Annotated in this window: 27 protein-coding genes; 18 read left to right on the plus strand and 9 right to left on the minus strand. The window is 69.9% G+C overall.

The genetic code is table 11. The annotated features are described in order from the left end of the window. Positions 1-10: 10 nt before the first annotated feature. Positions 11-313, minus strand: coding sequence for an urease subunit gamma (locus tag SSMG_RS34535; protein ID WP_009083830.1), 303 nt, complete (start codon positions 311-313; stop codon positions 11-13). 469 nt (positions 314-782) lie between these two features. On the opposite strand from SSMG_RS34535, the gene SSMG_RS34540 reads away from it, so the two are divergent. Beyond that, positions 783-1,922 (plus strand): citrate synthase 2, encoded by a 1,140-nt coding sequence (locus SSMG_RS34540; RefSeq protein ID WP_009083832.1) that lies wholly within the window; start codon positions 783-785, stop codon positions 1,920-1,922. A 61-nt stretch (positions 1,923-1,983) separates the two neighbouring features. Here the strand turns inward: SSMG_RS34540 and SSMG_RS34545 are convergent, their stop codons facing one another. Both SSMG_RS34545 and SSMG_RS34550 read right to left on the minus strand, forming a co-directional pair. Beyond that, positions 1,984-2,583, minus strand: coding sequence for a TetR/AcrR family transcriptional regulator (locus SSMG_RS34545; RefSeq protein ID WP_009083834.1), 600 nt, complete (start codon positions 2,581-2,583; stop codon positions 1,984-1,986). Beyond that, positions 2,580-4,301, minus strand: coding sequence for an SDR family oxidoreductase (locus SSMG_RS34550; protein ID WP_009083839.1), 1,722 nt, complete (start codon positions 4,299-4,301; stop codon positions 2,580-2,582). Before SSMG_RS34550 ends, SSMG_RS34545 begins: the two co-directional genes overlap by 4 nt. Positions 4,302-4,438: 137 nt before the next feature. Here SSMG_RS34550 and SSMG_RS34555 point away from each other — a divergent pair, with 137 nt between their 5' ends. From SSMG_RS34555 to sepH, 11 genes are all read left to right on the plus strand, one after another. After that, entirely contained in the window at positions 4,439-5,278 is an 840-nt protein-coding gene (locus SSMG_RS34555; protein WP_009083840.1) for an ABC transporter ATP-binding protein, read from the plus strand. Beyond that, complete coding sequence (locus tag SSMG_RS34560) at positions 5,275-6,090, plus strand: ABC transporter permease (protein ID WP_009083841.1); 816 nt, start codon at positions 5,275-5,277, stop codon at positions 6,088-6,090. Before SSMG_RS34555 ends, SSMG_RS34560 begins: the two co-directional genes overlap by 4 nt. Beyond that, positions 6,069-7,256 (plus strand): sensor histidine kinase, encoded by a 1,188-nt coding sequence (locus tag SSMG_RS34565; protein WP_199786070.1) that lies wholly within the window; start codon positions 6,069-6,071, stop codon positions 7,254-7,256. The genes SSMG_RS34560 and SSMG_RS34565 overlap by 22 nt, the downstream gene beginning before the upstream one ends. Then, on the plus strand, positions 7,253-7,876 hold the full coding sequence (locus SSMG_RS34570; RefSeq protein WP_009083847.1) for a response regulator transcription factor: 624 nt from the start codon (positions 7,253-7,255) through the stop codon (positions 7,874-7,876). Before SSMG_RS34565 ends, SSMG_RS34570 begins: the two co-directional genes overlap by 4 nt. Before the next feature lie 45 nt (positions 7,877-7,921). Then, positions 7,922-8,662, plus strand: a complete 741-nt coding sequence (locus SSMG_RS34575) for a GntR family transcriptional regulator (protein WP_009083849.1) — start codon at positions 7,922-7,924, stop codon at positions 8,660-8,662. Further along, entirely contained in the window at positions 8,659-9,648 is a 990-nt protein-coding gene (locus SSMG_RS34580) for an ADP-ribosylglycohydrolase family protein (protein ID WP_009083851.1), read from the plus strand. Before SSMG_RS34575 ends, SSMG_RS34580 begins: the two co-directional genes overlap by 4 nt. Positions 9,649-9,684: 36 nt before the next feature. After that, on the plus strand, positions 9,685-11,091 hold the full coding sequence (locus SSMG_RS34585) for a cytosine permease (RefSeq protein ID WP_078561180.1): 1,407 nt from the start codon (positions 9,685-9,687) through the stop codon (positions 11,089-11,091). Continuing rightward, on the plus strand, positions 11,084-12,019 hold the full coding sequence (locus SSMG_RS34590) for a PfkB family carbohydrate kinase (protein ID WP_009083854.1): 936 nt from the start codon (positions 11,084-11,086) through the stop codon (positions 12,017-12,019). Before SSMG_RS34585 ends, SSMG_RS34590 begins: the two co-directional genes overlap by 8 nt. Before the next feature lie 43 nt (positions 12,020-12,062). Next, positions 12,063-13,409 carry a serine hydrolase gene (locus SSMG_RS34595; RefSeq protein ID WP_037715815.1) on the plus strand — a complete coding sequence of 449 codons (1,347 nt, stop codon included), beginning with the start codon at positions 12,063-12,065 and terminating at the stop codon, positions 13,407-13,409. A 225-nt stretch (positions 13,410-13,634) separates the two neighbouring features. Beyond that, a complete protein-coding gene (gene serC / locus SSMG_RS34600; protein WP_009083862.1) occupies positions 13,635-14,759 on the plus strand; it encodes a phosphoserine transaminase in 1,125 nt (374 codons plus the stop codon). 260 nt (positions 14,760-15,019) lie between these two features. After that, positions 15,020-15,856 carry a septation protein SepH gene (gene sepH, locus SSMG_RS34605; protein ID WP_009083863.1) on the plus strand — a complete coding sequence of 279 codons (837 nt, stop codon included), beginning with the start codon at positions 15,020-15,022 and terminating at the stop codon, positions 15,854-15,856. A 90-nt stretch (positions 15,857-15,946) separates the two neighbouring features. Here the strand turns inward: sepH and SSMG_RS34610 are convergent, their stop codons facing one another. The 3 genes from SSMG_RS34610 to SSMG_RS34620 are packed head-to-tail and all read right to left on the minus strand — an operon-like array spanning position 15,947 to position 17,764. Next, entirely contained in the window at positions 15,947-16,300 is a 354-nt protein-coding gene (locus SSMG_RS34610; RefSeq protein ID WP_009083865.1) for an MmcQ/YjbR family DNA-binding protein, read from the minus strand. A gap of 18 nt (positions 16,301-16,318) precedes the next feature. Continuing rightward, positions 16,319-16,909, minus strand: a complete 591-nt coding sequence (locus SSMG_RS34615; protein WP_009083867.1) for a DUF2537 domain-containing protein — start codon at positions 16,907-16,909, stop codon at positions 16,319-16,321. A gap of 33 nt (positions 16,910-16,942) precedes the next feature. Next, positions 16,943-17,764, minus strand: a complete 822-nt coding sequence (locus SSMG_RS34620) for an RNA methyltransferase (protein WP_037715817.1) — start codon at positions 17,762-17,764, stop codon at positions 16,943-16,945. Between the two features lie 216 nt (positions 17,765-17,980). On the opposite strand from SSMG_RS34620, the gene SSMG_RS34625 reads away from it, so the two are divergent. From SSMG_RS34625 to SSMG_RS34645, 5 genes are all read left to right on the plus strand, one after another. Continuing rightward, positions 17,981-19,477, plus strand: a complete 1,497-nt coding sequence (locus SSMG_RS34625; RefSeq protein ID WP_009083872.1) for a glutamate-cysteine ligase family protein — start codon at positions 17,981-17,983, stop codon at positions 19,475-19,477. Positions 19,478-19,530: 53 nt separating this feature from the next. Continuing rightward, positions 19,531-20,133 (plus strand): TetR/AcrR family transcriptional regulator, encoded by a 603-nt coding sequence (locus SSMG_RS34630; protein WP_037718491.1) that lies wholly within the window; start codon positions 19,531-19,533, stop codon positions 20,131-20,133. A gap of 79 nt (positions 20,134-20,212) precedes the next feature. Then, positions 20,213-20,887: a heme oxygenase (biliverdin-producing) gene (locus tag SSMG_RS34635; protein ID WP_009083876.1), complete on the plus strand. Its 675-nt coding sequence runs from the start codon at positions 20,213-20,215 to the stop codon at positions 20,885-20,887. 113 nt (positions 20,888-21,000) lie between these two features. Next, positions 21,001-21,624: a superoxide dismutase gene (locus tag SSMG_RS34640; protein WP_009083877.1), complete on the plus strand. Its 624-nt coding sequence runs from the start codon at positions 21,001-21,003 to the stop codon at positions 21,622-21,624. A 94-nt stretch (positions 21,625-21,718) separates the two neighbouring features. Continuing rightward, a complete protein-coding gene (locus SSMG_RS34645) occupies positions 21,719-22,525 on the plus strand; it encodes an arylamine N-acetyltransferase (protein ID WP_037715819.1) in 807 nt (268 codons plus the stop codon). 258 nt (positions 22,526-22,783) lie between these two features. On the opposite strand, the gene SSMG_RS34650 is transcribed toward SSMG_RS34645, so the two are convergent. The 3 genes from SSMG_RS34650 to SSMG_RS34660 form a co-directional block, all read right to left on the minus strand. Beyond that, complete coding sequence (locus tag SSMG_RS34650; protein WP_037715821.1) at positions 22,784-24,040, minus strand: MFS transporter; 1,257 nt, start codon at positions 24,038-24,040, stop codon at positions 22,784-22,786. 176 nt (positions 24,041-24,216) lie between these two features. Then, positions 24,217-24,648, minus strand: a complete 432-nt coding sequence (locus SSMG_RS34655) for a MarR family winged helix-turn-helix transcriptional regulator (protein ID WP_009083883.1) — start codon at positions 24,646-24,648, stop codon at positions 24,217-24,219. Positions 24,649-24,691: 43 nt separating this feature from the next. Further along, on the minus strand, positions 24,692-26,155 hold the full coding sequence (locus SSMG_RS34660) for an NCS2 family permease (RefSeq protein ID WP_009083884.1): 1,464 nt from the start codon (positions 26,153-26,155) through the stop codon (positions 24,692-24,694). Between the two features lie 44 nt (positions 26,156-26,199). On the opposite strand from SSMG_RS34660, the gene SSMG_RS34665 reads away from it, so the two are divergent. Further along, complete coding sequence (locus tag SSMG_RS34665; RefSeq protein WP_009083887.1) at positions 26,200-26,466, plus strand: DUF2530 domain-containing protein; 267 nt, start codon at positions 26,200-26,202, stop codon at positions 26,464-26,466. The last annotated feature ends 1 nt before the right edge of the window (position 26,467 follow it).

Raw genomic sequence — 26,467 nt, forward strand, 5'->3', positions numbered from 1 at the left:
GAATTCCTCCTCAAGCAATCGGTTCGTGCACCGTGACGAGTTTCGTGCCGTCCGGAAAGGTCGCTTCCACCTGGACCGACTCGACCATTTCCGGCACCCCGTCGAGCACTTGCGCCCGAGTCAGCACCGAACGCCCGCCCGCGGCCAGTTCGGTGACCGTGCGGCCGTCGCGAGCGCCTTCCAGGACGTAGTCGGTAATGAGCGCGACGGCTTCGGGATGATTGAGCCGAAGTCCGCGTTCGAGCCGTTTGCGAGCAACGTCCGCCGCGACGTGGACCAGCAGTTTGTCGCGTTCCTGCGGGCTCAGGTGCATGGCAAAGGTCTACCACCGGAGCGACCGCTCCGCCTGATTCGGCAACGCAGTGTTTACGTGGCGCGGAGAGCGCCAGTCCGACGGACTCGAAAAGAATTCGGACAACCCGGCAGCGATTCCGCACTTTCGGCCCAGCGGCGCCAGCCACCCTCCTGAGCACGCCACGCAGCCATGCCGAACACCGAGCGTGATCCCGTCCGCCTTCGGCAAGGCGGGGTTCACCCGCGGTCCACCGGGGTACCAGTCTGCGGCCACCTCCCCGGACGGGAGAAAGTGGCGTACGGGGCTCACCTGGACTGAATCGTTCTCGTAATCGTGACCGAAACCACCACATCTTCCGTTGCCCCAGCCGGGCAAAGGGAGCATGGTTTGTCCCACCGTGCGATGAGGCGCGCAAGGAGCCAGCGTGTATCCCGTCCGCGCGTGCACAACACAGCCGGGGAATGCGCATCGAAAGGGTTCGCGAAGAGTGACTACCTCCACGATCAGCACCACCAACGAAGCCGACGACGGGTTCCGGCCCGGACTCGAAGGCGTCGTCGCGTTTCGGACCGAAATCGCCGAACCCGACCGGGACGGCGGTGCGCTGCGTTACCGCGGCGTGGACATCGAGGACCTCGCCGGGAAGGTGACCTTCGGCGACGTATGGGGTCTCCTGGTCGACGGCCGGTTCGGGACCGGGCTTCCGCCCGCCGAGCCGTTCCCGCTTCCGGTGCACACCGGCGACGTCCGCGTCGACGTCCAGGCCGCGCTCGCCATGCTCGCCCCGATCTGGGGCTACCGGCCGCTGCTCGACATCACCGACGAGGAAGCGCGCGACCAGCTCGCCCGCGCTTCGGTGATGGCGCTGTCCTACGTAGCGCAGTCGGCGCGCGGCATCGGCCAGCCCGCGGTGCCGCAGTCGCGGGTCGACGAGGCCAAGTCGATCACCGAGCGGTTCATGATCCGCTGGCGCGGCGAGCCGGACCCGGCGCACGTCAAGGCGGTCGACGCGTACTGGGTTTCCGCCGCCGAGCACGGCCTCAACGCCTCCACCTTCACCGCGCGCGTCATCGCCTCCACCGGGGCGGACGTCGCGGCGGCGCTGTCCGGCGCGATCGGCGCGATGTCCGGCCCGCTGCACGGCGGCGCCCCGGCGCGCGTGCTGCCGATGATCGAGGAGGTCGAGCGCACGGGTGACGCCCGCGCGCTGGTCAAGGGCATCCTCGACCGCAAGGAACGGCTGATGGGCTTCGGCCACCGCGTGTACCGCGCGGAGGACCCGCGGGCCCGCGTGCTGCGCCGCACCTGCAAGGAACTGGGCGCGGAACGCTACGAGGTGGCCGCCGCGCTGGAGCAGGCCGCGCTGGCCGAGCTGCGCGAACGCCGTCCGGACCACCCGATCGAGACCAACGTCGAGTTCTGGGCCGCGGTGATCCTGGACTTCGCGAAGGTGCCGCCGCACATGATGCCGGCGATGTTCTCCTCCGCGCGCACCGCCGGCTGGGCGGCGCACATCCTGGAGCAGAAGCAGACCGGCCGCCTGGTCCGTCCGTCGGCGAAGTACGTCGGCCCCGGCCCGCGCACGCCGTCCGAGGTCGAGGGCTGGGACAGCGTCACCCAGATCTGAGCCGGCCGACCCAAGTCCGTGAAGGGCTCCTTGAGGGAATCTGATTCCCTCAAGGAGCCCTTCACGGCGTTGTGGCCACGTGCGCGTCGGTGGCGGCGAGCATCGCGGTGAGCTGGTCGACCAGCCAGCCGTCCAGCGTTTCCCGTGCGACCGTGCCTTCTTGAAGCCACGACAACAAAGCGCCCTCGACCACGGCGGTCCAGCAGCGCAAAGTCAGCAGCACCAATGGCGACGGTTCGGGGATCGCCAGCGCTTCCAGGATCAACTCGACGGCGCGGTTGCGGACCTCGTCGATCGCCGCGTCCGTCTCCGAAGTGGCGATGACTGAACCGCTTCGCAGCAACGCGACATAGCCTTCGCGGTAATGCGCGGCAACGTCGACCAGACCGCGCACGGCCGCGCGCAGGCGTTCTTCCGGCGGGCCTTCCTCAAGCGTCGCGAGCCGGTCGACCAAACCGTCGGTGACCGTGCGCAACGCCTGCATTTGCAGTTCGCGCAGGCTCGGGAAATACCGGTAGAACAACGGCCGCGACACCTCGGCGCGCGCCACGATGTCGTCCACCGTGACCAATTCCGGAGCCCGGGTGCCGAACAGATCCAGTGCCGCCGCGATCAGGTCGTCCCGCCGGGCCTGCGCGGTCATCCGGCGCGGACGGCTCACGGCGTGACGTCCAGTTTCGCCGCCGCACGCAGCAAACCCGGCGTCAGTCGCGAAAGGACCAGCGCGACCTTCGCTTCCGGAGTGGACGGCTGGATCGCGACGTTCTTCTCCACCGCGCGCAGAATGTCGCGTGCCACTCGTTCCGGGCCGAAATTGCGCCGGGCGTAGAGCTTCGACGATTCCTTCTGCCGCCGCTTCTCTTCGACCTCGTCGACGCCGACGAACGTGGTGGTCTTGGTGATGTTGGTGTTCACCAGCCCCGGGCAAACGGCGGTCACGCCGATTCCGTCGGCGGCCAGCTCCGCGCGCAAGCCATTGCTCAACGCGAGAACGGCGGCCTTCGTGGTGCCGTAAGCGGTGAGAATCTTCGACGGCAGATAGGCCGCGGCGGACGCGAGGTTCACGAGGTGCCCGCCCTCGGCGCGTTCCTTCATCATCGGCGCGAACGCGCGGCACCCGTGGATCACGCCCCACAGGTTGACGTCCACGACCTTCTCCCAGTCCTCGATCGTCGTGTCGAGGAACGGGCCGGACATGCCGATCCCGGCGTTGTTCACCACGATGTCCGGCACGCCGAACTCGTCCCGCACCTGCTCGGCGAACCGGGCGACCGCCTCGCCGTCCGAAGAGTCCACTGTGTACTCACCGGCGTCGACTCCGCGCTCCCGCACCAGTTTCGCGGTTTCCGCGGCCGAATCGCCGTTGATGTCGCTGACGACCACGTCGGCCCCTTCGGCCGCGAACGCCAGCGCGGTCTCCCGGCCGATCCCGCTGCCCGCGCCGGTCACGACCACGAGATGGTGCGCGAAGCGACCGCTCGCGCCACCGACCCGCGCACGCCGCAATGCCCGCGTTTCCTCGCCGGTTTCCACCGACGCGATCAGCTCGGCCGCCGCAGCAGCAACGACTTCGGGCTTGGTCCGGGTAATCCAGTGCGACCCGATCACGCGCCGGACATGCAGGTCCGGCACCCAGCGCTCGACCTCGGTCTGCAGCGGCGCGGTGACATACGAATCGCCGGTCGGCGCCAGCACCTGCACCGGAATCTCGGCTGGCCGCGGGCGCGGCCGGGACAACCGCGGGCCCATGTTCGCCCGATACAGCTTCAGGCCATGTACGCCGTCGATCGTCTTCGGCGACGTTTCGGCGGGCTCCAGCTTCCGGATCAGCGTGCGCATGATTCCCGTGCGCCACAACAGTTCCGGGATCAGCGGAACCTGGAACGCGACGATGTAGTACGAGTGCAGGAACTGCCGCAAGGCGTGCCCGATGCGACGCGGCGTCGGGCGGGTCAGCTGATCGCGGAACCACGCGCCGGCGTGGTCGAGGCTGGGCCCGGAAAGCGAGGTGTACGAGGCGAGCCGGCCGCGCAGCCGGTCGCCGGTGACCGCGTGCCACGCCTGGATCGAACCCCAGTCGTGCGCGACGAGGTGGACCTTCCCGAACGGCTGCACCTCGTCGACCACCGCGGCGAGGTCGTCGGCGAGCTGGTCCAGCCGGTACGCCCGGCGCTCTCGCGGTTTGTCGGATTCGCCCGCGCCGCGCACGTCGTAGACGACCACGCAGTGCTCGCGGCGCAGCTCCTCGGCGACGCCGTCCCACATCGAGCTGTTGTCCGGATATCCGTGCACGAGCACGACTGTGGGCCCGTCCGGGTTGCCGCTCACCCGGACCGAAAGGCGGACTCCGTCGCTGGCAGTCACCTGCTTGTGAGACATCTTGTCATGTTAGACAACTTGTCAACAGCGAGCGCCGTGGTTCCACGGGAAACCAGCGTGTCCACCGTTCGACGGACAGCCGGATTCCACTGCCCGGACGTCCCGCGAGCCGTCCGCGCCGGAGCACGCTGGACGGCATGAGCACAGCAGTGCGAGTGCGCGGACTGCGCAAGGAGTACCCGGGTCACCTCGCCGTGGCCGGGATCGATCTCGACATCCCCGACGGCGAGGTGTTCGCCCTGCTCGGGCCGAACGGCGCGGGCAAAACGACGACCGTCGAGATCCTGGAGGGGCACCGGCAGCGGACGGCGGGCGAAGCCGTCGTCCTCGGCGAGGACCCGGGCACCGCGGGCCGCGCGTGGCGCGCCCGCCTCGGCATCGTGTTGCAGACAGCGACCGACGCGGCGGAATTGACCGTCGCGGAGACCGTGCGGCACTTCGCGAAGTACTACCCGAACCCGCGGGATCCGGAAGAGGTGATCGACCAGGTCGGCCTCACCGCGAAGGCGGGCGCGCGGGTGAAGTCGTTGTCCGGCGGGCAACGCCGCCGCGTGGACGTCGCGCTCGGCATCGTCGGCCGTCCGGAATTGCTGTTCCTCGACGAGCCGACCACCGGTTTCGACCCCGAGGCGCGGCGGCAGTTCTGGGGGCTCATCGACGGGCTCGCCCACGAGGGCACCACGATCCTGCTGACCACGCACTATCTCGACGAGGTCGAAGCGCTGGCCGATCGCCTCGCAGTGATCGCGCGCGGTTCGGTCGTCGCGGAGGGGACGCCGGCGACGCTCGCCGGCCGGGAACGCGCCGAGGCCGTCGTGCGGTGGCAGGACGAACTCGGCAGTCACGAGGAACGCACGCAGTTCCCGACGAAGCTCGTCTCGCAACTCGCCGCCGACCGCGGGGAACTCGCCGGGCTCACCGTGACGCGCCCCAGCCTGGAAGACGTCTATCTCGACCTGATCGGGGAGCAACCATGACCGCGACCATGGCCGTGCCGGGCACGTTCCCCCTGGGCCTCGCCCGCGGCGCGCTCGAACTGCGGCAGTTCTTCCGCAACCGCGAGCAGGTGGTGTTCACCTTCTCGCTGCCCGCGGTGCTGATGATCCTGCTCGGCTCCATCCTCGACGGCCCGACCGCGCAGTCCGGGGTCTCGTCCGGACAGCTGCTCGCCGCCGGGATGATCGGCGCGGGCATCGTGTCGACGTCGTTCAACAGCGTCGGCATCGGCATCGCCGCGGACCGGGAAATCGGGGCGCTGAAACGCTTGCGCGGCACGCCGATGCCCGCGGCGGCCTATTTCGTCGGCAAAATGATCATGGTCGCGGCGACCAGCGTGGCACAGACCGTCCTGATGGCCGCGGTGGCGATGCTGATGTTCCGGCTGCACCTGCCGTCCGATCCGGCGAAGTGGCTGACCCTGGTCTGGGTGCTGCTGCTCGGGATCGTCTCCTCGACGCTGCTGGGCATCGCGATCAGCTCGGTCGCCCGTTCCGCGGCCGGAACCGTGGCGCTGGTGCAGCTGGTGTACTTGGTGCTGCAGTTCATTTCCGGGGTGTTCGTCACGCCGATCACGAACCTGCCGAGGATCATGGTCGACGTCGCGTCGTTCTTCCCGCTGAAATGGATCTGCCAGGGCTTCCGCTCGGTGTTCCTTCCGCCGGAGGCCGCGACCCAGGAAATGGCGGGGACATGGGAGCTTCCGAAGGTGGCGCTGGTGCTGGCGGTGTGGTGCGTGGTGGGCCTGGTGCTCGCGAGGGTGACGTTCCGGTGGACGAACGAAGCGAAGTGACCCAGGCCGACGCGTGGGAGCGGTCGTACTGGTCCTGGGAGGTGCTGTTCGCGGTCGCCTACGCGGCGACCGCGCTCCTGGTGCTCCTCAACGACGGTTCGGCGGCGGCGAAGAGCACCGCCGAGGCCGCGCTGGGCGCGATCGCCGTCGGATATCTGGCCGTGGGACGCCGCGTCGTGCACGGCGAGGACAACGGGACCGCCCGCGTCGTCGCGGCGGTGGCGCTGATCGCGTTGAGCGCCACCGCCATTCTCGCGACCACCACGGCGAGCTTCGTGCTGTTCCTCGCCTGCCCGCTGGTGTTCATGCTGCTGGAACTGCGCCCCGGGATCGTGGCGACGACGCTGCTGATCCTGCTCGAACCCGTCTCCGCGGTGCTGAACGGCGGCTGGGACAACCAGTTGCTGTCGGTCCTGCTGCCGATGACCGCGATCCTCATCGTCTTCAGCGTGCTGGCCGGGAAGTTCACCAGCGACGTCCTGCGGCAGAGCCGCGCCCGCGCAGAGCTGATTCGCGAACTGGAATCCAGCCAGGCCGAAGTCGCCCGGCTGTCCAGGGAAGCGGGCACCGCGGCGGAACGCGAACGGCTGGCACGGGAAATCCACGACACGCTCGCCCAAGGCTTCACCAGCATCATCACGCTGACCCAGGCGATCGAGTCCGAACTGGACACTGACCTGTCCGCGGTGCGCAAGCATCTCGCGCTCGCCGGACGCACGGCGCGCGAGAATCTCGCCGAGGCCCGCGCGATGGTCGCCGCGCTCGCACCGTCCGATTTGGCCGCTGGTTCGTTGCCGGAAGCCGTGCAGCGGCAGGCAGACCGGCTCGCCGAGGAAAGCGGCATTCCGGTGGAGTGCGAAGTGGACGATGCGCTGCCGCCACTGTCCACTGCGGTCGAAGTCGTGCTGCTGCGCGCGGTGCAAGAAGCGTTGTCCAACGTGCGCAAGCATTCGGGCGCGAGCCTCGTCCGCGTCCGGCTGTCCGCTGTGGACGGAGCGATCCGGTTGCGGGTGGCGGACAACGGATGCGGCTTCGCCCCGGACGTCGACGGAGCCGGATTCGGGTTGCGCGGCATGCGTTCGCGGGCCGAGCAGGTGGGCGGTGCCCTGGAAGTGCGGACCGGCGCGAACGGCGGCACCGAACTGGAACTGGAGGTGCCCGCGTGATCACGATCATGCTGGTCGACGACCATCCCGTGGTGCGCGAAGGACTGCGCGGCATGCTCGAAGCCGAGGACGACCTCACCGTGGTCGGCGAGGCGGGGTCCGGCGACGAGGCGGTGGCGCTCGACCGCGTGAAACAACCCGACGTCGTCCTGATGGACCTGCGCATGCCGGGCCTCGACGGCGTCGGCGCGATCCACGCGATCCTCAAGGAAACACCCGCGCGCCGGATCGTCGTGCTCACCACGTACGAAACCGACGCGGACATCCTGCGCGCGGTCGAGGCAGGCGCGGCCGGATACCTGCTGAAAGACGCGTCGCGCACCGAATTGGCCGGGGCGATCCGGGCCGCGCACCGCGGCGAGACCGTGCTGGCCCCGTCGGTCGCGGGCAAGCTCGTGCACCGGATGCGGAACCCGGAACCGGTGTCGCCGCTGTCCGCGCGCGAGGTGGAAGTGCTCCGGCTGGTCGCGAAGGGCCGCACCAACGCGGAAATCGGCCGTGAGCTGCACATCGGCGAGGCAACGGTGAAAACGCACCTGCTGCGGGTGTTCTCGAAGCTCGGCGTTTCCGACCGCACGGCGGCGGTGACGACGGCGCTGGACCGGCACCTGCTCGGCTGAGCCGAGGCTAGACAGTACAGGTACTGTACAGGTACCGTCCGCGGCATGGTGGAGCACGAAAGCCCGGACCAGCGACGGCGCGGCACGCTGAAGCGCCAGGAAATCGCCGGCGAACTGCGGTCGGAGATCCTCGCCGGCACGTACGGCAACGGCGCGCTGCTGCCCGGCGAGAACGAGCTGGCGCAGCGGTTCGGGGTCAGCCGCGGCACGATCCGCCGGGCGCTCGGCTCGCTCGCCGAGGAAGACCTGATCGACACGCAGACCGGGGTCGGCTCGTTCGTCACCTTCGACGGACGGCCGCTCGGCGCCGAATCGAGCTGGGGCCACGCGTTCGCGGTCATCGGCGCGGCGGTGCGCGCCGAGATCGTGCGCGCGCAGCTCGTCGTCGACCCCGAACTCGCCGCGTCGGTGTCGTCGGCGGGCATGGAATTCCTCGCGCTGGACCGGGTCCGCCGGCTGGCCGACGGCACCGCAGTCTCGCTGGAGCGCAGCCGCGTCCCCGCGCTCGGCCGGATCGCCGACGTGCCGGTCGAGGGCCTGGTCGACGACTCGCTGACCGCGACAATGGCCGAAGAGGGCCTGACCCCGGCCCGCGGCGAACAGTGGATCGCGGTGGCCCCGCTCGAATCCGCCGACGCCGAACTGCTCGGCAGGCGTCCGGACGAGGCGTTCCTGCACGCGGTGCGGATCTCCTGGGACGCGGACGGCCGGTTCGTCGAAAAGGTCACCAGCTGGCTCGACCCGAAACGGTTCCGGCTCCACACGACCTTCGGCGGGGCCCGGTGAGCGCGGCCGATCGCGCGCTCGGCGCGCTGGAAGGCCTCGCGTTCGGCGACGCGCTCGGGATGCCGACGCAGTCGATGTCCCGGCGGGAAATCCAGGAGGATTACGGGCCGATCCGCGGGTTCCTCGCCGCCGGTCCCCGGCAGAAGATCGCCGCGGGCATGCCCGCCGGGTCGGTCACCGACGACACCGAACAGGCGGTCTTGCTCGCCCAATTGCTGATCGAGGGTTCCGGACAGGTCGACGTGGCCGTGTTCGCCGAGCGGCTCCTGGACTGGGAAGCCGCCATGGCCGAACGCGGATCGCTCGATCTTCTCGGCCCCAGCACCAAATCCGCGCTGCAACGGCTGTCCGACGGCCTCCCCGCCGAGGAAGCCGGACGGTACGGGACGACGAACGGCGCGGCGATGCGGATCACCCCGCTCGGCATCGTGCGCTCGACCCGTTCGGTGCCGAAATTCGTCGACGCGGTCGAGGCGACCAGCGTCGCCACGCACAACACCTCGTTGGGCATCGCGAGTGCCGCGGCCGTCGGCGCCGCAGTGAGTGCCGGTGTCGACGGTGCCGACCTGGCCGAAGCGGTGGAGATCGCGATCGCCGCGGCCGACGAAGGCGCCCGGCGCGGACATTGGGCGGCAGGCGGCGAGATCGGCCCGCGGTTGCGCTGGGCAATCCCTTATCTCCAAACACTTCCCGCGTCCCGCCGGGCGGACGCGGTCGCCGAAGTGATCGGCACTTCGGTGGCGTCGCAGGAATCCGTCGTCGCCGCCTTCGCGCTCGCCGCGACGGCCGACGATCCCTGGGACACGCTTTGCGTCGCAGCCGGACTAGGCGGAGACACCGACACTGTCGCCGCGATGGCCGGCGCGATTCTCGGCGCGACGCACGGTACGGCGGTGTGGCCGGACCGGGAACGCGTCGTCCTGGACGAGGCGAACGACCTCGACCTCGCGCGCCTCGCCCGCGATCTGCTCGCGCTGCGCGCCTGACCCCTCCCCGAACCACCGACGATGTTGGGAATCCCGATGCGCACTCTTTCCGCCGTCGAACAACGCGGCATCGAGCCGGTGCCCGAGAACCAGCGGAACGGCAACCCGCTCCAGCTGTTCTGGGTGTGGTTCGCCGCGAACATCTCCATTCTCGGGCTGCCGCTCGGCGCGACGCTGGTCGCGATACAGGGCCTGGACATCTGGCAGGCGCTGATCGTCGCGGTGGTCGGCGCGGCGGGATCGTTCGCCGTGGTCGGGGTGATCTCCACGGCCGGACGCCGCGGCGGCGCGCCGAGCATGACGCTTTCGCGCGCGGTCTTCGGCCCGCGCGGCAACGCGGGCCCGACGTTCGTGTCGCTGCTTTCCCGGCTGGGCTGGGAAACGGTGAACACGACGACCGGGGCGTTCGTGCTGCTGTCGTTGTTCTCGTTGCTGTTCGGCAGTTCCGCGGACAGCAAGACCGTGCCGTTGCTGGCGCTGGCCGCCATCGCGCTCTTCGAGATCTGCACCCTGCTGGTGTCCGGGCTCGGGCACGCGGCGATCCTCGTCATCCAGAAGTGGGCCACGTGGATCTTCGGGGCGCTCAACATCGTCGTGGCGGTCGCGCTCGTCGCCACCGTCGACTGGTCCGCGGTCACCGCGATCCCCGGCGGGTCGTTCGGCGCGGTTCTCGTCGGCATCGGCACGATGGCCGCGGGGACCGGGATCGGCTGGGCGAACGCGGGCGCGGACATGGCGCGCTACCAGAAAACCAGTGCCAAGACGGCACATCTGGTCGCGGCGAGCGCGGCGGGCGCGGGCATCCCGCTCGTCGTCCTGATCGGCCTCGGCGCGCTGCTGAGCGCGGGCGACAAGGCACTGGCGACCGCGGGCGACCCGGTGGCCGCCATCCGGGACCTGCTGCCGTCGTGGATGGCCGTGCCGTACCTGATCGCCGCGTTCGGCGGGCTGCTGCTGTCGAACCACCTTTCGGTCTACTCGGCGGGGCTGACGACCCTCACGCTCGGCGTGCGCATCCCGCGCGTGTGGGCGGTGGCGGTCGACGTCGTCGTCACCTTCCTCGGGTCGATTTACTTCATGCTGATCGCGGATTCGTTCTACGGACCTTTCATCAGCTTCATCTCGTTGCTGGCCATCCCGATCACCGCGTGGCTCGCGGTGTTCCTGGCGGACCTGCTCAAGCGCCGCTGGTACGACGCGGAAGCGTTGCTGGACATGGGCCGCGGCGGTCGGTACTGGTACACCGGCGGCATCGAATGGCGCGCGGCCGGTTCCTGGCTCGCGGCAACAGTGTGCGGCTACGTGCTGCTCGCCGCCGGGCAGAGCGGGATCGCCTGGATCGTCGCGTTCGCCGTGGGAGCAGCGGGATATCTCGCGCTCGGCGGCGCCCGCGGCCGGCTGGACGCTCCCGCGCCGGCCGACGCGGAGCAGACCCGTGGCTGACCCCCGGCTCGTTTTCACCGGCAACGTCATCGTCGACCTCGTCCTGACCGTCGACGCGATCCCGGAACCCGGCGGCGACGTCGTCGCCTCCTCCAGCACGCTCACCGCGGGAGGCGGCTACAACACGATGATCGCCGCGCATCGGGACGGGTTGCCGGTGGTGTTCGGCGGGCAGTACGGCACTGGTCCGTTCGGCGACGTCGTGCGCTCCGCGCTGGCGTCGTCCGGGTTCGAGGTCGTGCAGCCCGGCCTCGCCGAAACCGACAGCGGCTACTGCGTCGCGATGGTCGACGCGACCGCGGAGCGCACCTTCGTCACCTCGGCCGGTGCGGAAGGCCGCCTGACCCGCGCCGATCTCGACCGGATCGCCGTGCGCCCGGCCGATCTGGTGTACGTCTCGGGATACAGCCTGGCCCACCGGAGCAACGCGGATGCGCTGCCGGGCTGGCTGGCGGATCTGCCCGCGCCGGTCCGCGTGCTGTTCGACCCGTCTCCGCTCATCGGCGACCTCGCTCCCGAGACGGTCGCCGCGGTGCTGGCGCGCACGGACATCCTCACCGCGAACGCCCGGGAAGCCCGCCTCCTGACCGGCCGCGAAGATCCCGCCTCGGCCGCGCCCGAACTGGCGAAACGGGTGCGCGGCCGAGCCGCGATCGTGCGCACCGGCGGCACCGGCTGCTGGGTCGCGACCGCGGAATCGCCGGGCTCGGCGACGAACGTGCCCGCCTACCCGGTCGCCGCCGTCGACACCAACGGCGCGGGCGACGCACACGGCGGGGTGCTCGCCGCGGCACTGGCGCGAGGAAACGACCTGACGCAGGCCGCCCGGCGCGCGAACGTGGCCGCGGCACTCGCCGTGACCCAGCGCGGACCGGCGACCGCGCCGACCACGGAGATGATCGACGAAGCACTCCGGCGCGCACGCTGACGGCCCTGCTGCCCGGCGGACCTGCCCGGGCAGAATGACGGCCATGCTCGACACCACCGAACTCGCCCTGTACCGACGGCTCGCACACGAGCAGTCCGTCAGTCGCGCCCCGTCCCTCGTCGCCGCCGTCGTCCGAGGCGGCGAGGTCGTCTGGTCCGGCGCCCGCGGCCGCGTCGGCGACCGGCGCCCGGACGACGACACGCAGTACCGGCTGGGGTCGATCACCAAAACGATGATCGCGACCGCGGTCATGCGGCTGCGCGACGAGGGCAAACTCGACCTGACCGACCCGCTGGAGCGGCACCTGCCGGGCACCGCGTTCGGTTCGGTCACCATCGCGCAACTGCTGTCGCACACCTCGGGCCTCACGTCGGAATCGCCCGGCCAATGGTGGGAACGCTCGCCCGGCGCGGACTGGGCGGCGCTCGTCTCGAGCCTGGAGAAGGACGCGACGAAGCTGCGTCCCGGCTCCAAATTCCACTACTCGAACGTCGGCTACGGCGTCCTCGGCGAACTGGTCGCCCGGCACCGCGAGCGGCCGTGGTTCGACGTCGTGCGCGACGAAATCCTTACCCCGCTGGGCATGAACCGCACGACGCCGCATCCGGAAGGCGCGCACGCCGAGGGATTCGCCGTGCACCCGTTCGCCGACGTGCTGCTGCCGGAGAAGTGGCCGGACGCCGGCGCGATGGCCCCGGCCGGCCAGCTCTGGTCCACCGTCACCGACCTCGGCCGCTGGACGTCGTTCCTCGGCGGCCACACCGGCGACGTGCTGTCCGCCGACACCGTCGACGAAATGCGGACGATGAACACCGTCGACGACACCGAGGTGTGGTCGACCGGGTTCGGCCTCGGCCTGATGGTCGTGCGCTACCAGGGCAGGCACCTGGCCGGGCACACCGGCTCGATGCCCGGCTTCCTCGCCGCGACGCTGGTCGACCCGCGCACCGGCACCGGCGCGCTGTGCCTCGCGAACTCGACCGGCGGCGTCGGCATCACCCAGCTCTGCCTCGACCTGATCACCACCGCCGACGACCTCGAGCCCGCGCTGCCCGACGAGTGGTTCCCGTCCACTGTGGACCCGGACCTGCTCGCGCTGACCGGGCTGTGGCACTGGGGCCCGTCGCCGTACTTCCTGCGCGTGCAGGGCGACGGCCTGATCTCGCTGAACCCCGCCGTCGGCGCCGGGCGCGCCTCCCGGTTCCGCCCCGAGGGCCCGGACACCTGGATCGGCCTGGACGGCTACTACGCGGGCGAAACGCTCACCGTCGGCCGCGACGCGGACGGGACGGCGAACCACCTGAACCTCGCGACGTTCATCTTCAGCCGCACGCCGTACGACCCGGCCGCGCCGATCCCCGGCGGGCTGGACGAGGGCGGATGGCGCTGATTCGTCCCGCTTCGGCCTGGACGCCGGATTCGTCGGCGTCCAGGCCGGGTACTCGCGGCGCGGCCCGCCCGCCGTTCAGCGCAGTCGCGTCCCACGGCCGTCCCAACGCCGCCAAGCCGAAGAGCGCAACCCGGGCGGCAACCGTGCGTTTCCGTCAGGATTCCACATGCCGGACACCCGCCAACCGCCGTTACCTGCGTTGTCCCGACCTGAGAGACTAAGCACATGACCGACGCTGAGTTGACGATCCCAGCAGACCTCAAGCCGGCCGACGGCCGCTTCGGCTGCGGACCCTCGAAGGTTCGCGAAGAGCAGCTCGCCGCCCTCGCCCGGTCCGGTTCCACCTACCTCGGCACGTCGCACCGGCAGAAGCCGGTCAAGTCGCTCGTCGGCCGCGTGCGCGCCGGGCTTTCCGAGCTGTTCTCCCTCCCGGACGGGTACGAGGTCATCCTCGGCAACGGCGGGACGACCGCCTTCTGGGACGCCGCCGCGTTCGGCCTCGTGCGCGAGCGCGCCCAGCACTTCACCTACGGCGAGTTCTCGTCGAAGTTCGCGACCGTGACGAACAAGGCCCCGTTCCTCGGCGAGTCGATCGTGGTGAAGGCCGACCCGGGCAGCGCGCCGGAGATCGCTTACTCCCACGGCGCGGACCTCGTCGGCTGGGCGCACAACGAGACCTCCACCGGCGTCGCGGTGCCGGTGCGGAGGCCCGAGGGCAGCGACGGCGCGCTGGTCGCGATCGACGCGACGTCCGGCGCCGGCGGCCTCCCGGTCAAGGCCGAGGACTTCGACGTCTACTACTTCGCGCCGCAGAAGTCGTTCGCTTCCGACGGCGGCCTGTGGATCGCGCTCGCCTCGCCCGCCGCGATCGAGCGGATCGGCGAGATCGGCGGCGGCGACCGCTGGATCCCCGAATTCCTGTCGCTCACCACCGCGCTCGACAACTCGCGCAAGGACCAGACCTACAACACCCCCGCCGTCGCCACGCTTTTCCTGCTCGCCGAGCAAATCGAGTGGATGAACGGCCAGGGCGGCCTCGACTGGACCACCTCGCGCACCAAGGAATCCTCGACCCGGCTGTACGAATGGGCCGAGAAAACCTCGTACACCACGCCGTTCGTGGCGAACCCGGAGCTGCGCTCGCAGGTCGTCGGCACGGTCGACTTCGCCGACGAGGTCGACGCGGCCGCGGTCGCGAAGGCGTTGCGCGCCAACGGGATCGTCGACACCGAGCCGTACCGGAAGCTGGGCCGCAACCAGCTGCGCGTCGGCCTGTTCCCGGCGATCGACCCGGACGATGTCACCAAGCTCACCCAGAGCATCGAATACGTCGTGGAACGGCTCGGCTGAATCCACAACGCGCCGAAAACGCCCAAACCGCCCCGCCAGCCACCCCGGCTCGCGGGGCGGTTCGCGTCGATGACCACTCGTTCGTGACGGACCGTGGTCGGCGTGTCACGGCGGTCGCCGATCTCCGCCGCCGCGAAAATGGCCGGGAAAGTGTCGTCGGATTGAGTTCGGATGGGTGAGGCGTCGGCGCGCCTCGCACGTCAAGCCGACGCGCCGTTCTAACGTGGGCACCCACAAAGGTGACACCGGGGAGGCGAGAAATGCGGGCGTTGCGGGTGGTCGGGCTGCACGAGGACGGGAAGTCCCTCGTGCTGGAGGACCCCGCGAGCCGTACCCGCTTCCTGCTCCCGGCCGACGAGAGACTGCGTGCGGCGGCGAGGGGGGACATAGCCCGGCTGGGCCAGATCGAGATCGAGTTGGAGAGCCAGATGCGGCCACGCGAGATCCAGGCGCGAATCCGCGCGGGCGAGTCCGTCGAGCAGGTCGCGAGCAGCGCGGGCGTCTCGACGCAGCGGGTGGAGCGATTCGCCTATCCGGTGCTGCTCGAACGGTCCCGCACGGCGGAACTCGCGCAGTCGGCGCACCCGGTCCGCGAGGACGGGCCCGACGTCCAGACGCTCGGCGAGGTCATCGCCTACGCGTTCGGCGTCCGCGGCCACGACTACAACCAGGCCGCCTGGGACGCGTGGCGCGGCGACGACGGCAAGTGGGTCGTCGTGCTGCGCTGGAAGGCGGGCCGCTCCGACAACCGCGCGCACTGGTCGTTCTCGCCCGGCGCGCACGGCGGCACGGTGCACGCGCTCGACGAAAACGCCGAGGTCCTGCTGAACCCGAACTCGTACGTCGCCCCGCGCACGGTCCGCGCGCTGGCCCCCGCTCGCGATTCGGTGGTGCAGCCGACCCTCGACGCCGTCGAGGAACCGCGCGCCATCGAGGGCCCGGACGACGGCGCCGAGGAGACCCGCGAGATCCCGCACGTCCCCGGCGAGTCCGACGGCGACGACGCCGAGCAGCCGCGCACGAAGGCGAAGAAGAACCATCCGATCGTGCCGTCGTGGGAAGACGTGCTGCTGGGAGTCCGCACCCAGCGCGGCTGACGCACTCCGGTTTTCCAGCGCCCCAATGCCACATTGGGGTTGCCTCCGCAGCGCGGCGAGCCCACCGGAAGCGGCAAGCGCCGGTCAGGGTCAGGTGTCCAGCAGAGCAGCCAGCTTCTTCGGCGCGACGTGCCGATAAGCCTCCCGCACGATCTGCTCCACCTCGCCCCAGTCGACGTCCACGTCCAGCCGTACGCCGAGCCATCCGTGCACCCCGACGTAGGGCGGCCGGAAGAACCGGTCCGGCTCGGTGCGCACCAGCTCCTCCTGCACCCCGGGCGGCGCGGGACACCAGAACGCGACTTTGTCGTCGTGGTGCCGGTCAGCGAACATCACGAACGTCTTGCGTCCCCGGACGAACCACGTCGGCTCGCCGTGGCTGAGCCGTTCGGTCGCTTCGGGCAGGGCGAGGCAGAGCGCGCGCAGCTTGTCGAGCGGGGCCATCGGGTCAGTATCCGGGAGTCAGAACACCGTGGCCAGCACACCGATCCACGCGAGCACCAGACCGCCGCCCGCGCCGTATACCGCCCAGCGCAAGATCGGCACCTTGCGGCCCAGCCACAGCGACGGTGCGACCCCGCCGGTGACCACCAGCGACGCGATCAGCGCCAGCCACGTGCTCGTCTCGCGCGCGAGCGTCCCGGCCAGCGCGAGCATCGCGACGATCACCACGGCGGCCGCGAACGCCGACACGGTAAGCCCAGTGGCCCACGGCGTCGGCTCCTCGGGAAGCGGTGGGCGCGCAGGCTGGTCCGGTCGCGGCGGCGGTTCGACCACCGTTTCCACGCCGGTCACCGGATCGACGAACCGCACCTGGGTGCCCATCACGGCGGCCAGTCGCGCGGCGAGCTGCCGTCCGCGTTGGGACACGACCGAACCGGCGACATCGACGTCGGAGTCGGAGCGCGCCACCGCCGACGCCACGCGCGCCCATTCGTGCAGTGCCTGGGCCAGGTCGGCACCGATCGCGAGGCGACGCGGGTCGACCTCCCGCGCGTGCTCGCCGCCCGGCCCGGCGAGCACCGCCTGCTCGCCGCGGATCCGCAGCTCCATGGGTGCCCCTCCCCGCAAGAAACGTGCCGGGGGTCACTCTAGTGGGGCGACCCCCGCGGAGACCTCGTGGAAGGCGATCGCCGCGGCCGTGGCGACATTCAGCGAGTCGACGCCGGACACCATCTCCACGCGGACCGCGACGTCCGCGGCCTCGATCGCCTCGTCCGTCAGTCCCGGTCCCTCCGCACCGAGCAGCAGCGCGATCGGTCCCGGCACCTTTTCGCGCAATCCGCGCAGCGGTACGGAATCCGCGCGCGGTGTGAGCGCGGCCACCGTGAAACCCCGTGCCCGCAGGACATCCAGGCCGCCGGGCCAGCTGTCGAAAGTCGCGAAGGGGACGCGCAGCACGTGTCCCATCGAAACGCGCACACTGCGCCGGTAAAGCGGATCCGAACAACCTGGACCGAGCAAAACCCCGCCGACGCCGAGCGCGGCGGCATTGCGGAACAGCGCGCCGAGATTTTCGTGATCGCCGACCCCTTCGAGCACGGCCAAAACCTGCGTGCCGTCCACGATTTGGGAAACCGTCGGCGGTTCCGGGCGGTCCGCGACCGCGAGCACGCCGCGATTGAGATGGAATCCGACCACGTCGGCCATCGTCTCCGCGGACGTCACGTACGCGGGCACGTCGACGCCGGCGAGTTCGTCTTCCAATTCCCGCAGCCGCCTCTCCACGCCGAGCAGCGCGCGCACCGGATAACGCGACGCGAGCAGCCGTCCGACCACGACGGTTCCCTCGGCGATCACCAGCCCGCGCCCGCCTGGGCGGTCCGGGCGACGGTCCGCTGTGGACAGGTCGCGGAAATCGTCGAGGCCCGGATGCGCCCGGTCCTCGGTGAAGATCAGTTGAGCCACATCGGACAGTCTCGCACCCGGCCGAACCCGTGCCCACTGGTCCGAACGCGCGGCCGGGTTAGGGCAAACGGCGTAGTTACGCGCAGGGTCAACCGCCGGTGACGGAGAGCACCAGTTTGGCCGCTAGCCCATGGCGACTCGCTGTGCGACGGTGGTCTGCCTGGCGTCCTAGCCGCCCAGACCACTGCGGACAGCAGCCAAGGAGCGCGTCGAACCATGGGTACGGATCTCTCGGCACATCCCGGCCGGCTCGATCGCGGACGGTACCGCCGGAAGGTCCAGCGCTGCCTGGACACCCTGGCGAGGATGCTCACCGACGGCAGTTTTTCCTTTCCCCGCAAGAACATCGGCCTCGAAGTCGAGCTGAATCTGGTGGACGGGCAACTGCGCCCGTCGATGACCAACTCGGTCGTGCTGGAGGCGCTCGACGACGCGTCGTTCACCACCGAACTCGGCCAGCACAACCTGGAACTCAACGTGCCGCCGCGCCCGCTCGCCGGGGATTCCGCGCTGCGGCTGGAAGAAGACCTGCACTCCTACCTGGCGAAAGCGCAGGAGAGCGCGGCGCACACCGGCTCGTCGGTGGCCATGATCGGCATTCTGCCGACGCTGGGGCCGGAACATTTCGATCAAAAGTGGCTTTCCCACAAAACGCGCTATTCGTCGCTGAACGACGAGATCTTCGCCGCCCGCGGCGAGCGGATCGCGCTCGCGATGGACGGCCCGGCGTTGCCCGGGGCACAGCCGGAGCGGCTGCGGCACTACGCGGAATCCATTCTTCCGGAGGCCGCCTGCACCTCGGTCCAATTGCACCTGCAGGTCGCCCCCGAGGAATTCGCGGCGCACTGGAACGCCGCGCAATGCCTGGCCGGCGTGCAGATCGCGCTCGCGTCGAACTCTCCTTTCCTGCTGGGCAAGGCGCTGTGGCACGAAACCCGGATCCCGTTGTTCCAGCAGGCCACCGACACCCGGCCGGAGGAACTGAAAAACCAGGGCGTCCGGCCGCGCGTGTGGTTCGGCGAACGGTGGATCACGTCGATCTTCGACCTCTTCGAGGAAAACGTCCGCTATTTCCCGGGTCTGCTGCCGGAGACGGACATCGAGGACCCGATCGAGGCGCTGGAATCCGGGCAGGCACCGAAGCTTTCCGAACTGCGGCTGCACAACGGAACGATTTGGCGGTGGAACCGGCCGGTGTACGACGTAGTCGACGGCCTGCCGCACTTGCGCGTGGAAAACCGCGTGCTGCCCGCCGGTCCGACGGTCGCCGACATCGTGGCCAACGCGGCGTTTTTCTACGGCGCCCAACGCGCGCTCGCGGAGCAGGACCGGCCGGTCTGGTCGCAGATGTCGTTCCAGGCCGCGGAAGAAAACCTGTACGAGGGCGCGCGCAAGGGTTTCGACGCGCAGCTGTACTGGCCCGGCATCGGCTGGATCCCGCCGGACGAACTGGCGCTGCGCGTGCTGCTGCCGCTGGCGCACGAGGGCCTTCGCCGTTCGGACGTCTCCGACGAGGCACGCGTGCGTTATCTCGGCATCATCGAACGCCGCTGCCTCGCCCGCCGCAACGGTGCGACCTGGCAGCGCGACTACGTGCTGCGCGCGCACGAACGCGGAGCCGACCGCGAAACCGCGCTCAACTGGATGCTGCGGCGGTACCTGGAGCTGTCGGAGAACGGCGAGCCGGTGCACACCTGGACGCTCGACGACTGAGCCGTTTCGCGCGGGTCCCCTAAAGTGTTTCGCACGGGAAGGGGGTGGCGCGCGTGCCGAAGGTGCTGGGCGGTTCGCTCGAAGCGCACCGCCGCGAAGTGCGGTCACGGGTGTTCGACGTCGTCCGCGCGCAGCTGTACGAACGCGGGTTCGACGCGATCACGCTCGCCGGGGTCGCCGCGGAGGCCGGGCTCGGCCGCACCGCGATCTACAACCACTTCCCGGACAAGGAAAGCCTGCTCGTCGCGTTCGTGGAGGACGAGGCCGCCCGGTACGTCGAGCGGCTGCGCGCGGCGGTGGACGCCGAACCGGACCCGGTCGCCCAGCTGGCCACATTCGTGCGGCTGCAGCTGCGCGTGCTGGCCGAACACCACCTTCCGCCGGGCACCGCGCTGGAGTCCGCGCTCGCGCCCGCGGCGTACCAGCGGATCAGCGCGCACGCCGACCCGATCATCGAACAGCTGCGTTCGGTGCTGCTCGCCGGAGTCGACGCGGGCAGCTGGCCCGCCCAGGACCTCGACGTGGTGGTCCCGATGATCACCGCCGCGCTCGGCAGCCGTCAGGTGATCGACGTGCCCGCCGACCAGCTGGAAGACGCCGTCGAAGCCGCCGTGCGGTTCGTGCGCCGAGCGGTCGGTTCGAGTGAAAACAGCTGATTTTAGGCTAGCCTAAGTACCAGTCGTGGCCTACAGTTCTTTCTGACAGCTTGTCAGAAAGATGCCCGGGAGGCCTTTGATGACGGTGACCGCGGACCTCGAAGCCAGCCCGTTCTCCGGACAGCTGCGCGCGTCCACGCGGGCGGTGCACGACAAGGCCAATCACTCCACGTACATGAACGCGCTGCTCGGCGGCGAGCTGACGCTGGCGGGCTACGCGGCGCTGGCCACCCAGTACTACTTCATCTACCAGGCGATCGAGCGGGCCGGCGACGCGATGGCCGACGACCCGGTCGGCGGCCAGTTCGTGTTCGAGGAACTGCGCCGGCTGCCCGCACTGGAACGCGACCTCGCCCGGCTGGTCGGTCCCGGCTGGCGCACCGAGATCGCCCCGCTCGCGTCCACCGAGGCCTACACCGCGCGGATCGCCGAGGCGGCACGCTGGTCCGGCGGGTTCGTGGCGCACCACTACACGCGCTACCTCGGCGACATCGCCGGCGGCCAGATCATCCGGCGGCTGCTCGAGAAGAAGTTCGACCTCGCCGAGGCGGGCACGCTCTTCTACCGCTTCGACGACATCGGCAGCGCCCCCGCGTTCCGCGACCGCTACCGCGCGAAGCTGGACGAAGCGCCGTGGAGCGAGGAAGACCGGGCCCGGGTGATCGACGAATCCGTGGTCGCGTTCGAGCACAACGTCGCGGTGTTCGACGAACTGGCCCTCGACCTCGCGCGGTACCGCGACCCGGCGGCATGAGCCGGGTCACAGCGAGTTGACCTCCACCTAGCTTGAAGTACGAGGCTCGGTTTCAGCAGGCTCCCGCACGGGAAGCCGCCTAGAAAACCGCGCGTCGATCAGAAGGAGGGCCCATGGCCCGGTACGAGCTGCCCGAACTCGATTACGACTACGGCGCCCTCGCGCCGTACATTTCGGGCGAGATCAACGAGCTGCACCACAGCAAGCACCACGCGACCTATGTCAAGGGTGCGAACGACACGCTGGACAAGCTCGCCGCCGCGCGCGAGGCGGGCGACTTCGGCTCGATCGTCGGCCTGGAGACGACGCTGGCGTTCAACCTGGCCGGGCACGCCAACCACGTCGTGTGGTGGAAGATCCTCTCCCCCGAGGGTGGGGACAAGCCGACCGGCGAGCTGGCCGCGGCGATCGACGAGGCGTTCGGCTCGTTCGACAAGTTCAAGGCCCAGTTCACCGCCGTGTCCACCACCATCCAGGGCAACGGCTGGGGCGCGCTGTCGTGGGACCCGATCGGCAAGACGCTGATCACCCAGCAGCTGCGCGACCACCACAACAACCTGATCCTGCCGACCGTGCCGATCCTGCTGGTCGACGTGTGGGAGCATGCGTTCTACCTCGACTACAAGAACGTGAAGCCGGACTACGTCAACGCCCTGTGGAACATCTTCAACTGGGCCGAGATCAGCAAGCGCTTCGACAACGCCGTCGCCGGCGGCAACGGCCTCCTGCTCAGCTGAGGCCCGCTGCGCACCCCGGGGCCCGGCCGGGAAACGGCCGGGCCCCGTTTTTTCGCTTGACCTGGAGTGCACTGGAGGTGTGAGAGTGGAACCCATGGACGTCGACGCCTACCTCGCTCGCCTCGACCTGCCGGTGCCTCCCGCGGCCGACCTGGCCGCGCTGCGCCTGCTGCAGGAGCGGCACCTGATGCACGTCCCGTTCGAGAACCTGAGCGTGCACCTCGGGGAACCCATCGACCTCACCGAAGAAGCACTCTTCGACAAGCTCGTGCGCCGTCGCCGCGGCGGATTCTGCTACGAGCTGAACGGTCTTTTCGCCGGCCTGCTGCGGGAGCTGGGCTTCACCGCGACGCTGCACGCGGCGCGCGTCTTCACCGACGCCGGCGTACCCGGTCCGCCGCTGGACCACGCCGCCATCCTCGTCCGGCTCGACGACGAGCAGTACCTGGTCGACGTCGGCTTCGGCAAGTTCAGCCGGCAGCCGCTGGCGCTGTCCGCGGTCGAACCGCAGAGCGACCCCGAGGGCGACTACCTCCTCCTGGACGCTCCGTACGGCGACGTGGACGTCCTGCGCGACGGCAAGCCCGAGTACCGCCTGGAGCGTCGGCGGCGGGAGCTGTCGGACTTCGCGCCGATGGCGTGGTGGCAGTCGACGTCGCCGAAGTCGCACTTCACGCAGACCCTCACCTGTTCCCGCCCGACCGCCCAAGGCCGCGTCACGCTGTCCGGCGACCGGCTGATCGAGACAGTGGACGGCGTGCGCCACGAGGTGCTGCTGCCGAACGACGAGGCCGTGCGGATGGCGTACCACGTGTACTTCGGCCTGCGGCTGCGCCGTCTTCCGATGCGGCCGGGCGAGCATCCGCTGGAGGCCCCGAAGCCGACCCCGCACGCTTCCTGACGCCCAACCCCGTGAACGGCCTTGCCCTCGCGGGGAAGAGCCCCGACCATGAACAGAGCCCCGCCTCCCGGGGTTCCCAGGTTGCGGGGCTCTGTCCGTTCCCGAACTGACTGCCGCTCCCACCACGAAGCGGACATGTATGAGGTTAGCCTAACCTCACCGACGACGGCAAGACCATCTCAGCGGAGACCTCAGTCTCACCCTCCGGAGTGACAACTTTCGGCGGTCCCAGCGCCTGCGAGCAGCCATTTCCGCAGGTCAGACCCGTTCCCGCGACAGGATCCGCAGGCCGTTGCCGAGCCGTCGCGGCATCCGGACGCCGCCGCGCCGGATCAGCACCACCGCGCACACCACCGCCGCGACCGCCGAAACCGCGCCGCCGATGTAGAACGGCGACCGGCCGCCGAACGCGTCGGCCATCCAACCGGTCATCGGCCCGCCGATCGGGTTGCCGCCGATCAGCACCAGCACGTAGATGCCCATCACGCGGCCGCGCATCTCCGGCGACACCGACGTCTGCACCAGCGCGTTCGCCGTGTTCAGGAAGGTGATCGTGGCGAACCCGAGCGGGATCAGCCCGATGCCGAAGGCCAGGTAGGTCGGCATGAACGCGGTGATGAACTCGAACGCGCCGAGCAGCGCCGCCGACACCAGCATCAGCCGTACCCGGGGGCGGCTCTTCACGCCCCGCCGCGCGGACGCGAGCGCGCCGGTGAAGGTGCCGACCGCGACGAGCGTCGAGAGCAGGCCGTAGCCGTCGGCCTGGGTGTGGAAGACGTTCGCGGCCACGATCGGCAGCGACGTGAAGTAGGTGATGCCGAACGTGCTGACGAAGAACATCAGGACCATGACGGTCACCAGGTCCGGCCGTCCGCGCACGTAGCGCAGGCCCTCCACCAGCTGGCCCTTGGCGCGCGGGATCGCCGGGCCGCGGAACAGCTTGGCCGGATTCATCAGCGCGAGCCCGGCGATCACCGCGAGCGTGCTCGCCGCGTTCGCGATGAACAGCCAGCCGGTGCCGACCCAGGTGATCGCGAACCCGGCGATGGCCGGTCCGACGATGCGGGCCATGTTGAAGATCGACGAGTTCAGCGCGACCGCGTTCGCCACCTGGTCGCGGCCGACCATCTCGGCGACGAACGACTGCCGCGTCGGCACCTCGATCGCCGAGGTCGTCCCGAGCATCACGCACAGCAGGTAGACGTGCCACAGCTGGGCGACGCCGGTCAGGTCGAGCACGCCGAGCAGCACGGCCTGCAGGCAGTTCACCGACTGGATCAGCATCAGCAGCCGCCGCTTGTCGACGCGGTCGGCGAGCACGCCCGCCCACAGCGACAGCAGCAGCGTCGGGATGAACTGCAGCGCGACCGCGACGCCGAGCGCCACCGGGTCGTTGCCGGACAGCGTGAACACCAGCCAGTCCTGGGCGATGCGCTGCATCCAGGTGCCGATGTTCGAGATGACCTGGCCGCTGAAGAACAGCCGGTAATTCCGGACGCGCAGCGACGAGAACATCGTGCGCCTGGTCTTGGTTTCCGCGGCGCCGGCGGGTTCCGGCGCGGAAGACGATTTCCCGGCCGGGACGGAACGGGGGCCGGGCGGAGCGGAACCGGACGGCGGCGGCGCCGTGTCCCGGGTAGCAGTGGATTGGGCCGGACATCCTGTTTCGCTACCCGTGGTCGTCACCTGTGCTAGTTCCCCGCCATCCTGTCGATGATCTCCGCGGCGCGGGAGAGCACTTCGAGCTCTTCCTCGCCGAGTTCGGCCAGTTGCCGGTCCAGCCACGCCTCCCGCACCGAGATGGCCTTGCGCACGAACGCGAGCCCGTCGTCGGACAGCTCGACGATGGCCTGACGGCCGTCAGTCGGGTGCGGCCTGCGCTCGACGAACCCCATCTCCTCGAGCGCGGCGATGACCCTCGTCATCGAGGGCGGCTGGACGCCTTCCTTCGCGGCGAGCTGACCGGGGGTCAGCGGACCGCATTTGTGCAGGGTGGACAACGCCGCGATCTGCGTGAGCGACACGTCGTCCGCCACCCGCTGTGCCCGGAGCCTGCGGTTGAGCCGCACCACCGCGAGACGCAAGCGGCTCGCCAGGGAACGCTCGTGCGGGTCGCCGGACATATAGTTAGCATACCTCACGACTTGAGGTTCCGGTTTACGCCGGTCAGCTGAGTGCGGCCTGGATCGGCCCGACCGCGAAGTACGCGACGAACGCCACCGCGATGACCCACATCAGCGGGTGCACCTTCCGGGCCTTGCCGGTGACCGCCTGGATCACGACGTAGCTGACGAATCCGGCGCCGATGCCGTTGGCGATCGAGTAGGTGAACGGCATGACCACGATCGTCAGGAACGCGGGCAGCGCGATCGTGAAATCGGTGAAGTCGATGTCGCGGACCTGCGCCATCATCAGCGCGCCGACCACGACCAGCGCCGGCGCGGCCGCCTCGACCGGCACCACCTGGTACAGCGGGGTCAGGAACATCGCGGCGATGAACAGCAGCCCGGTCACGACGTTCGCCAGCCCGGTCCGCGCGCCCTCCGCGATGCCGGACGCGGATTCCACGAACACCGTGTTCGAACTGGCCGAGCCGAACCCGCCGGCCGCACCCGCGAGGCCCTCGACGAACAGCGCCTTGCCGACGTTCGGCAGCTGGCCGTCCTTGCCGACCAGACCGGCTTCCTTGCCGAGGCCGGTCATCGTGCCCATGGCGTCGAAGAAGTCCGCGAGCACGAGGGTGAAGACCAGCAGCACCACGGTGATGATCGGCAGCCGGGTCCACGCGCCGAACGACACGTCGCCGACCAGCGACAGATCCGGGAGGCCGACGACCTTCTGCGGCAGCGCCGGGTAGCCGAGGTTCCAGCCCTTCGGGTCGGTGCCGTTGGACGGCCCGGCCTTCACGATCGCCTCGACCACGATCGCGAGCACCGTCGAGCCGAGCACGCCGATCAGGATCGCGCCCTTGACGCGCTTGGCCACGAGAACCGCGGTGAGCAGCAGCCCGACCACGAACACCGCGGTCGGCCACGAGGCGATCGAACCGCCGATGCCGAGCCCGACCGGCACCGTGGTGTGCGCGTCGTCCGGCAGCCGGCGCACGAACCCGGCGTCGACCAGGCCGATCAGGCAGATGAAAAGCCCGATGCCGACCGCGATCGCGGATTTGAGCGCGGGCGGCACGGCGCGGAACACCGCCGTGCGGAAGCCGGTGAGCACGAGCAGGACGATGATCACGCCCTCGATGACCACCAGGCCCATCGCCTCCGGCCAGCTCATCTGCGGCGCGATGGTGACCGCGAGCAGGCTGTTGATGCCGAGGCCGGTGGCGATGCCGAACGGATAGTTCGCGACCAGCCCCATCAGGATCGTCAGCACGCCGGCGACCAGCGCGGTCACCGCGGCGACCTGCGGGACCGGGAGGATGTGGCCGAGGACGTCCTTGTGCGCGGACGGGGTGTCGGCCGCGAAACTGCCGATGATCAGCGGGTTGAGTACCACGATGTAGGCCATCGTCACGAACGTGACCACGCCGCCGCGGATCTCCCGTCCCGTGCTCGACCCGCGTTCGCTGATCCGGAAGAAGCGGTCCAGTGTGGACCCGGCCCGTTCGCGCTGCTCCGCCATTTCCCCGCCTGTCTCGCTGTTTCCGTCCGGGTAAGCTCTGCCCTGTGGACGAACCGACCAGTGCCCCGGACGCTCCGGCCGCGTTGCGGCACACGCCGGACCTGCCGAAGCGGCTCACCGACCTGACGCCGGTGGTGATCGTAGGTACTGCGCTCTGGCTTGTCGCGCTCGTGGTGCTTTTCTTCACGAGCGGAGGCGTCTGGTTACAGACGTGTATCGCCGGGATCGCGCTCGGGTTCATCGGATTCGGGATTATTTTCTGGCAGCGCGCGGCGGCCCGGCGCGGGTCCAAGTCCGCGCAGCGGCTTTAAC

The organism is Streptomyces sp. AA4, from assembly GCF_000158875.1.
GTDB lineage: Bacteria > Actinomycetota > Actinomycetes > Mycobacteriales > Pseudonocardiaceae > Amycolatopsis.

Excerpts from the sequence above, each read along its gene's own strand:
- SSMG_RS34640 (WP_009083877.1), top strand. The coding sequence starts at position 21,001 with ATGGCCCGGTACGAGCTGCCCGAACTCGATTACGACTACGGCGCCCTC.
- SSMG_RS34625 (WP_009083872.1), top strand. The coding sequence starts at position 17,981 with ATGGGTACGGATCTCTCGGCACATCCCGGCCGGCTCGATCGCGGACGG.
- SSMG_RS34615 (WP_009083867.1), bottom strand. The coding sequence starts at position 16,909 with ATGGAGCTGCGGATCCGCGGCGAGCAGGCGGTGCTCGCCGGGCCGGGC.
- SSMG_RS34595 (WP_037715815.1), top strand. The coding sequence starts at position 12,063 with ATGCTCGACACCACCGAACTCGCCCTGTACCGACGGCTCGCACACGAG.
- SSMG_RS34655 (WP_009083883.1), bottom strand. The coding sequence starts at position 24,648 with ATGTCCGGCGACCCGCACGAGCGTTCCCTGGCGAGCCGCTTGCGTCTC.
- serC (WP_009083862.1), top strand. The coding sequence starts at position 13,635 with ATGACCGACGCTGAGTTGACGATCCCAGCAGACCTCAAGCCGGCCGAC.
- SSMG_RS34585 (WP_078561180.1), top strand. The coding sequence starts at position 9,685 with ATGCGCACTCTTTCCGCCGTCGAACAACGCGGCATCGAGCCGGTGCCC.
- SSMG_RS34635 (WP_009083876.1), top strand. The coding sequence starts at position 20,213 with ATGACGGTGACCGCGGACCTCGAAGCCAGCCCGTTCTCCGGACAGCTG.
- SSMG_RS34575 (WP_009083849.1), top strand. The coding sequence starts at position 7,922 with ATGGTGGAGCACGAAAGCCCGGACCAGCGACGGCGCGGCACGCTGAAG.
- SSMG_RS34550 (WP_009083839.1), bottom strand. The coding sequence starts at position 4,301 with ATGTCTCACAAGCAGGTGACTGCCAGCGACGGAGTCCGCCTTTCGGTC.
- SSMG_RS34610 (WP_009083865.1), bottom strand. The coding sequence starts at position 16,300 with ATGGCCCCGCTCGACAAGCTGCGCGCGCTCTGCCTCGCCCTGCCCGAA.
- sepH (WP_009083863.1), top strand. The coding sequence starts at position 15,020 with ATGCGGGCGTTGCGGGTGGTCGGGCTGCACGAGGACGGGAAGTCCCTC.
- SSMG_RS34560 (WP_009083841.1), top strand. The coding sequence starts at position 5,275 with ATGACCGCGACCATGGCCGTGCCGGGCACGTTCCCCCTGGGCCTCGCC.
- SSMG_RS34650 (WP_037715821.1), bottom strand. The coding sequence starts at position 24,040 with ATGTTCTCGTCGCTGCGCGTCCGGAATTACCGGCTGTTCTTCAGCGGC.
- SSMG_RS34660 (WP_009083884.1), bottom strand. The coding sequence starts at position 26,155 with ATGGCGGAGCAGCGCGAACGGGCCGGGTCCACACTGGACCGCTTCTTC.
- SSMG_RS34645 (WP_037715819.1), top strand. The coding sequence starts at position 21,719 with ATGGACGTCGACGCCTACCTCGCTCGCCTCGACCTGCCGGTGCCTCCC.
- SSMG_RS34555 (WP_009083840.1), top strand. The coding sequence starts at position 4,439 with ATGAGCACAGCAGTGCGAGTGCGCGGACTGCGCAAGGAGTACCCGGGT.
- SSMG_RS34535 (WP_009083830.1), bottom strand. The coding sequence starts at position 313 with ATGCACCTGAGCCCGCAGGAACGCGACAAACTGCTGGTCCACGTCGCG.